This window comes from Shewanella sp. (assembly GCF_047975355.1).
In the GTDB taxonomy this organism is placed as follows: Bacteria; Pseudomonadota; Gammaproteobacteria; order Enterobacterales; family Shewanellaceae; genus Shewanella.
The window spans coordinates 82945-90552 of record NZ_JBKEDJ010000056.1 but is presented as its reverse complement, the minus strand read 5'-3'; the positions used below and the strand labels follow the sequence as shown (position 1 = coordinate 90552).

Annotated in this window: 7 protein-coding genes; 2 read left to right on the top strand and 5 right to left on the bottom strand. The window is 49.3% G+C overall.

Features of this window, described 5'->3' with window-relative positions; translation table 11 throughout:
- From ACK5NH_RS15300 to katG, 3 genes are all read right to left on the bottom strand, one after another.
- Positions 1-1271, bottom strand: a 1271-nt coding sequence (locus tag ACK5NH_RS15300) for an ATP-binding cassette domain-containing protein (protein WP_416921429.1), incomplete at its 3' end; no start/stop codon positions are given.
- A gap of 96 nt (positions 1272-1367) precedes the next feature.
- Entirely contained in the window at positions 1368-2108 is a 741-nt protein-coding gene (locus tag ACK5NH_RS15295; RefSeq protein ID WP_416921427.1) for an arginine N-succinyltransferase, read from the bottom strand.
- Positions 2109-2312: 204 nt separating this feature from the next.
- Complete coding sequence (katG, locus tag ACK5NH_RS15290; protein ID WP_416921425.1) at positions 2313-4532, bottom strand: catalase/peroxidase HPI; 2220 nt, start codon at positions 4530-4532, stop codon at positions 2313-2315.
- Between the two features lie 390 nt (positions 4533-4922).
- Here katG and ACK5NH_RS15285 point away from each other — a divergent pair, with 390 nt between their 5' ends.
- Positions 4923-5174, top strand: a complete 252-nt coding sequence (locus tag ACK5NH_RS15285) for a DUF2999 family protein (RefSeq protein ID WP_007650566.1) — start codon at positions 4923-4925, stop codon at positions 5172-5174.
- A 189-nt stretch (positions 5175-5363) separates the two neighbouring features.
- Positions 5364-5852, top strand: coding sequence for a hypothetical protein (locus ACK5NH_RS15280; RefSeq protein ID WP_416921422.1), 489 nt, complete (start codon positions 5364-5366; stop codon positions 5850-5852).
- Positions 5853-6016: 164 nt separating this feature from the next.
- Here the strand turns inward: ACK5NH_RS15280 and ACK5NH_RS15275 are convergent, their stop codons facing one another.
- Entirely contained in the window at positions 6017-6421 is a 405-nt protein-coding gene (locus ACK5NH_RS15275) for a carboxymuconolactone decarboxylase family protein (RefSeq protein WP_416921420.1), read from the bottom strand.
- Positions 6422-6606: 185 nt separating this feature from the next.
- A complete protein-coding gene (locus tag ACK5NH_RS15270; protein ID WP_416921418.1) occupies positions 6607-7590 on the bottom strand; it encodes an HAD family hydrolase in 984 nt (327 codons plus the stop codon).
- Between the last annotated feature and the right edge of the window lie 18 nt (positions 7591-7608).

Below are 7608 nucleotides of genomic sequence, written 5' to 3'. Positions count from 1 at the left end.
GGCTGTTTAATCAAGGCTCTGCCTATGAGCAATAGCCGCTGTTGACCGTAATCCAGTTTTTTAAAGCCCGTGCTAGCAAACTCACTCATGTGCAAAATAGCCAACCATTCCTTGGCCAGATCCAATTGGGGTTTAGTGGGCTTGTGATACAAGCCGATTGAATCATAAAAGCCAGACAGCAAGACATCGAGCGCCGAACAACTGACGCGATACTGTAAATGCAATGCCGACGACACTATGCCAATCCGTTGTTTAATCTGCCAAATACTCTCACCACTGCCGCGCGGCCGACCAAAGAGGGTAATATCATTGCTATAGCATTGCGGGTGATCCCCTAGGATCAACCCCAGTAAAGTACTCTTACCACAACCATTGGGGCCTCGCACTTGCCAATGCTGGCCCGCACGAATCTGCCAATTCACCCCTTTAAAGATCAAGCCGCTGACATATTCAACCTTGCCATTTTTAATGTCGACTATGGGATCGAACGCTTCGGCATTGTGGCGTTGACGCTCCATCAATGCCAAGAGTTCGGCGCTACGACTGGCCGAAAGCGCATTGAGCTGCGCCATCACAGGATGTGTACGCCACTGCGTAATCGACATGGGCGCGCTCAGTTGATGCACATGCTGCCCCGATTTGAGCATATCGCTATTAAACAGCGCCACATGGCTAATACAGGGCGGTACCTCTTCTTGGCGTGAGGTGATAATGAGTAGCTGCGTATGTTCGGCAACCTCCACCAGCAGCTGCGACAGGCTAAGCTGATGTTCTATATCCAGCCCTGCGTAGGGGTCATCTAAAATCAGCAATTCGGGCTCAGTTGCCAGCGCCCGTGCTAACATCACCCGTCGGGTTTCACCGGTCGATAACTGCCGAAACCCGCGATGCTTTAAATGCGTTAATTCGACTTTCTGTAAAATGGGCGCCAAGTGTTCATCGTTTAGGCAGCATTCCTGCACCAGTGACTCGACCGTCGAACCGTAATCGAGTTCATCCTTTTCCAATTCCCGCTCCAGCAGCGCCTGTTGCAAACCGAGTGACACCCAGCCAATTCGCGCTGACAAGCCGGTAATTTGCCCCGCATCGGGCTGAATATCCCCTGCCAATATTCGCCCAAGCAGTGAGCCGCTGTAACTATCGGTCGCAAAAATCGCCCAATGCTGCGCAGGCATTAGCTGCCAATCTTCAACCACTAACAGTTCATTACCGCGGCCGTAGCGTAATCCCTTAACGGCTATCGCCTGAGAGTCTGTGGTGTGATGCTGCATGGGGTACGTCCTTTGGGATGATTTTTATCCAGTCTAACAAGCTGTTATCGTTATTGTCCCTTCGACTTTATGCAAAGGGACAGATATAAACAGGGATCACGGGCGTAATTTGATATACAACTCGCCCTCGCGAATTTGAATATCTTCGACGCCGTCGGCAAAGGCATTCCAAAAGCCTCTGTCGCCGAACTCACTGACAAGATTGACATTCTTCATATTGCCTAACCAAGCGTTAGGAATAGGCACGCCCATCAAGCTTACGCCCACCAAAGACACACTCGGGCGGCGATTAGCATCGAGATGGATATCGAGTCCGGCATTGACCCGTAAAATCTCCCCCGCCATCACAGGAAAGTCCCTTGGGATCGGCACGAGGATTTTGGCACTGGCTAAATTATCTGAAAAATCAATGGCAATGCGCTGGGCAAAGTCAGGGTTGCGGCCAATAATGGCATTGACTTCACGCTCGCTAAAACTCACTTGCCGATCTTTAACGCGCTCGCGGTAGGGTTCGGGTTGTAAATCGTCACTCGAGGACGACTTAGCCGAATCCTTGGTATGAGTCGAGGCCTTACGCTCTGGCTGCCAACCTAACTGACTGAGTTTATCCTCAAGCTTGGCCTCTTCTTTGGTTGATAAACTCACAGGCGTCAACGGCTTAGGGAAGATATAACTGCGAACTACAAAAAAGGTAATTCCCACGGTGAGTACTATGGTCACCAGTATCATCAACAAGACTTGAACACCGGTAAAACCCTGTTGCCACAGCCCCAAACTAATGGGCTTACGTGAGCGGCGCTGCGGCCTTGCCAAATGGTGGCGAGATGTTGAGAGCATATTCGTTTCGCTGTAAAGAGATTTCCCCCGATACTACTTGGCTAAGCGGCATAAGGAAACGCCTAAGGCCAACAAGCGAGGTCTTCAGCGAAAACTCATTTCAAGTTAAGTGAGGATAGAAAGATAAAAGTCCACCCATGCACAGGGCACGGATGGACTTATAAGAGCTGAACTCGCGGGCAAGAAACCCAGAGTCAATGCCGCTTAGATATCGAAGCGATCGGCGTTCATCACCTTATTCCAGGCTTTGATAAAGTCTTGCACGAATCTGTCTTGTCCATCTTGGGCGCCGTACACTTCAGACACGGCGCGCAGCTCTGAGTGCGAACCGAAGACTAAATCGACGGGGGTCGCGGTCCATTTCAGTTTACCGCTCTTACGATCTTGCCCTTCGTAGATGCCTTCTTGCTTCTCTGACTTGCTCCACTTGGTCGACATATCGAGCAAGTTAACAAAGAAGTCATTGCTTAAGGTGCCAGGTTTGTCGGTAAACACCCCGTGTTTCACGCCTGCGCTGTTGGCATCTAAGGCACGTAGACCACCCACCAGCACAGTCATTTCCGGCACGGTCAGATTGAGCATGTTCGCACGTTCAATCAGCATCTCGGCGGGAGAATGGCTGCTGTCCTTCGAATAGTAGTTACGGAAACCATCGGCCGTTGGCTCAAGCACCGCGAAGGATGACACATCGGTTTGCGCCTGAGTCGCATCCATACGTCCTGGAGTAAATGGCACAGAAACAGTCACACCCGCCTCTTTCGCAGCCTTTTCGACCGCCACGCTACCACCGAGAACAATCACATCGGCCAGCGAAACCTTCTTGCCACCTTTCAGTGAACCGTTGAAGTCCTTTTTGACTTTTTCAAGCTTAGCCAGCACCTTAGCTAACTCTTTAGGATTGTTCGCCTGCCAGTTCATCATAGGCTCTAAACGAATGCGCGCGCCGTTTGCGCCACCACGCATATCGGTACCGCGGAAGCTGCTGGCCGAAGCCCATGCCGTTCTCACCAATTCGGGAACCGTTAAGCCAGAAGCCAAGATTTTGTTACCTAAGGCTTTGATATCAGCGTTATCGATTACAGGGTGGTCAAGGGCTGGGATCGGATCTTGCCAAATCAACATTTCCGCAGGTACATCGGCACCTAAGTATCTTGCCTTAGGTCCCATATCGCGGTGAGTTAGCTTAAACCATGCCTTAGCGAAGGCCAGCTCAAACTCTTTTGGATTTTTAAGGAAACGAGTGGTGATTTCGCGATAGCTTGGATCTTCCTTCAGCGCGATATCACTAGTAAACATCATTGGCGCATGGCGCTTATCCGCAAGATGCGCATCGGGGATCAGATTGGCGGCCTTACCATCGGCGGGTGTCCATTGGATATGACCTGCTGGGCTCTTGGTTTGTACCCAATCAAAGGTATACAGCCAAGTTAAGTATTCCATGGTCCATTTGGTTGGGTTGGATGACCAAGCGCCTTCTAAACCGCTGGTAACTGTATCTTCCGAGTGACCTTTACCGCATTTGTTTTTCCAACCTAAACCTTGTGCATCAACACCCGAGGCGGCGGGATCGGCACCGACACATTTAGAGGGATCATGCGCCCCGTGTGCCTTACCAAAGGTGTGACCACCCGCGATCAGCGCCACGGTTTCTTCATCATTCATCGCCATACGGCCAAAGGTGTCACGGATTTCCTTCGCCGAGGCTAATGGATCTGGCACACCATTCGGGCCTTCAGGGTTAACATAAATTAAGCCCATTTGGGTCGCGCCCATAGGCTTAGCCAGTTCGCCCTTTTCATTGCGGCGCTTGCTATCGAGCCAGGCTTTTTCTGAACCCCAGTTCACCTGTTCCGCTTCCCAGTCGTCGACACGACCACCGGCAAAACCAAAGGTTTTAAAGCCCATAGACTCCAGCGCCACGTTACCCGTGAGCACCATTAGGTCGCCCCACGAAATCTTGCTGCCGTATTTTTGTTTGATAGGCCACAGCAGGCGGCGCGCCTTATCTAAGTTCACGTTATCTGGCCAGCTGTTTAATGGCTCGAAACGTTGTTGACCACCGGCAGCTCCGCCGCGTCCATCAAAAATCCGGTAAACACCCGCGCTGTGCCACGCCATACGAATAAAGAAAGGACCATAGTGGCCATAGTCTGCTGGCCACCAGTCCTGAGACTCTGTCATCAGGGCTTTGATGTCATTTTTAACGGCGTCGAGATCTAAGGATTTAAAAGCTTCGGCGTAGTGGTAGTCGCTACCATAAGGATTTGATTCAACCGCATTTTGACGTAACGGGCTTAAATTTAGCTGTTCAGGCCACCAAAATTGATTACCCGTGACTTGCTCTTGTGCGATAGCAGCCCCACCAAATGCCAACGACATGGCCAAGGTCAGTGCTGACAAGGTAGGAATAGTACTTTTCTTCATGATAATTGCCTATTTCTTCTAGTAAAGAACATATCTGCCTGCCCAGATATGTGTCGTTTGTTTGCTGCATTAGGGCAAACATCAACCCCATATCTCGTTGTGTAATTCTCGGGTAATGCATGAAACCGTCACCACAATCGATGTCTGAAAGTGTAGAGATGCGAGCTAACTATATGAAATGATTAAAATCGATGATTGGAATCGCCAAAATAGATTAACGATTGTTAATTTATGAAAGCATTATAAAAATAGCTTCTTAGGGGAATTCATACGGTATCGTACTTTACGCTGCGTACGCTATAAGGCGACTACTTCACGGCCGTAGCACTTCCCCCTTGTATCTGTGATAACATAGCCGCCGTTTTCTGTTAACTTCGATAAGGTATTGCAATGAATCCCATTATTGCCATCTTAAAAGAACACAATGTCACTGACGCAAAAATTAACGAGCTATTTCAAGCATTAACCGATAATCCTCTCATGGCGATGGGCATTATTGGCCAGCTCGGCATTCCGCCCGAAAAACTGCAGCAACTGATGGCGTTGGTAATGCAAAATCCTGCATTAATCAAAGAAGCCGTACTCGAGTTAGGTCTCGATTTCGCCAAAGTGGAAGCAGCTAAGGCACAGTTACAAAAGTAATTTATCCCCAGTCAATAGGCTTATAAAGGTAAAGCGGCATTCGCTTTACCTTTATCTTCAAATTTGTTACATCCTCCCTTGCCAAGCTGTTACATAAAGATATAAAAACCTTATCACCCCTCGCTGATAATATTTGCTAGAGTGTTGTTACACGCCGTTGTGGCGAAAGAGTGACCAAGAGGAAGCAAGATGCGCCCACGTACTCCCCTATTAGTACTACTATTGCCCATATTATTGTTGGGTTGCCAGCAGCAGACTCAGGCACAAAACTCGCCCACTGCGGACAAGCCCGCCACACAGAATCCCCCTAAAACAGTGACGGCCGAGCTTAATCCCGTCAGTGCGGGAGAGCGCGATAATCAGCAGCTTTACGCGCCTGCCGACAAAGGTTTTATGAAGCCAAGTATTTCACAACAAGGAGAAGGAGTGATGCTGCAAGGCACTGTTAGATATATGAATTTAGAAGGTGGATTCTGGGGGATTATCGCCGATAACGGCCAAAATATATTGCCTAAAAACCTACCGCAGGAATACCGCAAAGACGGACTGCGCCTAAGCTTCACCGCCCAGGAAATCACCGGCATGATGACAATTCAGCAATGGGGCACACTGTCGAGTTTAACTGAGATTAAGGTTATCGGCCAAGTGGACAGTCAATCGACCGATCCCCGGATCTAGCCATAATCAGGCCTGAGTTTGAGCTGATAGAACAAACTCAGGCCAATTAAGCATGCACCAACAAAATCGATTTGTTACAGCTAGTTTATCCAAAGTGTGCTAACCCAAAGACGGCAAATTAACCGCAGTTGTTTTCACTGCACTTAATCAAAATAGGTCGAATGTTAGGATTCGCTCGCCATTTTTGCCTGCTCAGCCTGCCACTCTTCAATCACTTCTTTGGCGGCCCTAAAGGCTTCGATGCCTGAGGGCATACCGCAATACATGGTTGAATGTAAAAGCACTTCTTGGATTTCGTCCACTGTGCAACCGTTACGCAATGCGCCGCGCACATGGCCTTTCAACTCGGTAGACGCCTTTAATGCCGCTAGGGTGGCGATTGTCACTAGGCTGCGGGTTTGCCGAGAAAGTCCCTCACGTACCCAAACTTCACCCCAGCAGTTTGCCGTCACTAACTCCTGCAATGGCCGAGTAAAATCCGTCGCGCTGCTCAGGGCCTTATCGACAAAACTATCGCCCATCACAGCACGGCGCACCTCAAGCCCCTTTTGATATTGTTCATCATTCATCTATTCAGCCTCTGTATTTATCGAATCCACTGAGTGTTCACTTTAGGGAATAGCAAGCCTTAGTGCCATACTCCTTAAGTGGATGCCAAATAGGACAAATCCCTTCAATAGACAATAAAAATGGGCTTATCAATTGATTGATAAGCCCATTTATTAAACCCAAACTTGGGAGAGCCAGTTAATGATTAAGGATAGATACGATTCCAATCGTTTTTCATATCCACCATGGGCCAGCCTTTGGCCATAGCCTCATCTAAGCCTTTATTAAGTTGACCGATATGGGAGTCACGGTCGTATTTCCACTCGCGCTTGTCATCGGTATGGTGGATATACATAGGTAAGCGTAGGCCGTCGCCCGCAGCGGTCCATTGCAACATGGCTAAGTCGCCATCCGAGTTACCAAATGCGGCTATGGGTCTGTGGCCTATGCGTTCATATATTTCCTGCACTTTCATTTCTTTATCGTCATTCACTAAGAAATTAGGCATACGTGTTAGCGTTGGCTTACCGTCAACGAGGCTAAATTCGGTCTCAAAGGTACTACCCACGACTTGCTCGGGGGGAATATGGTAAACGCTCTCTACCCAGGCCCGCATAAAGCCAGTACCGCCACCAGAAACGATAAAGGTTTTAAAGCCGTTAGCGCGCAGGTAATCCAACAGTTCTAACATAGGTTGGAACACCATTTCGGTGTACTTTTTCCCTGTGGTGGGGTGCTTGGCCGTGGCAATCCAGCCCTTCACTATCGCATCGAACTCATCCGTGCTCATGCCTGTATGAGTCACATAGAGGATCTTGATCAGATCTTCGGTATGCAGCTTACCCACATCCCCCTTAAGCGCACTGGCGTAGGGTTCCTCGGTTTTCCATTCAGGATGGCTTGGTGCCAACGCTTTAAGGCGATCGAGGGCGAACAGGACTTGGAAATACATTGGCTGCTCAGACCATAGGGTACCGTCATTATCGAAGGTCGCGATCCGCTTGGCTTCTGGTACAAAATGGCGGGAATTTTTATCCGTCACTTGCTGCACAAACTCCGTGATGGCCGCCTTTGCCTTACCATCATTCCACGATGCCAAAGGCTCGCTCTGGGTCGCGTAGGCCTGCCCCACCAGCAACACGCTAACGAGTAACAGTATCCAATTGCGGTAAAGTTGTATGATTCTCACAGGGTATCTCCTTATTCA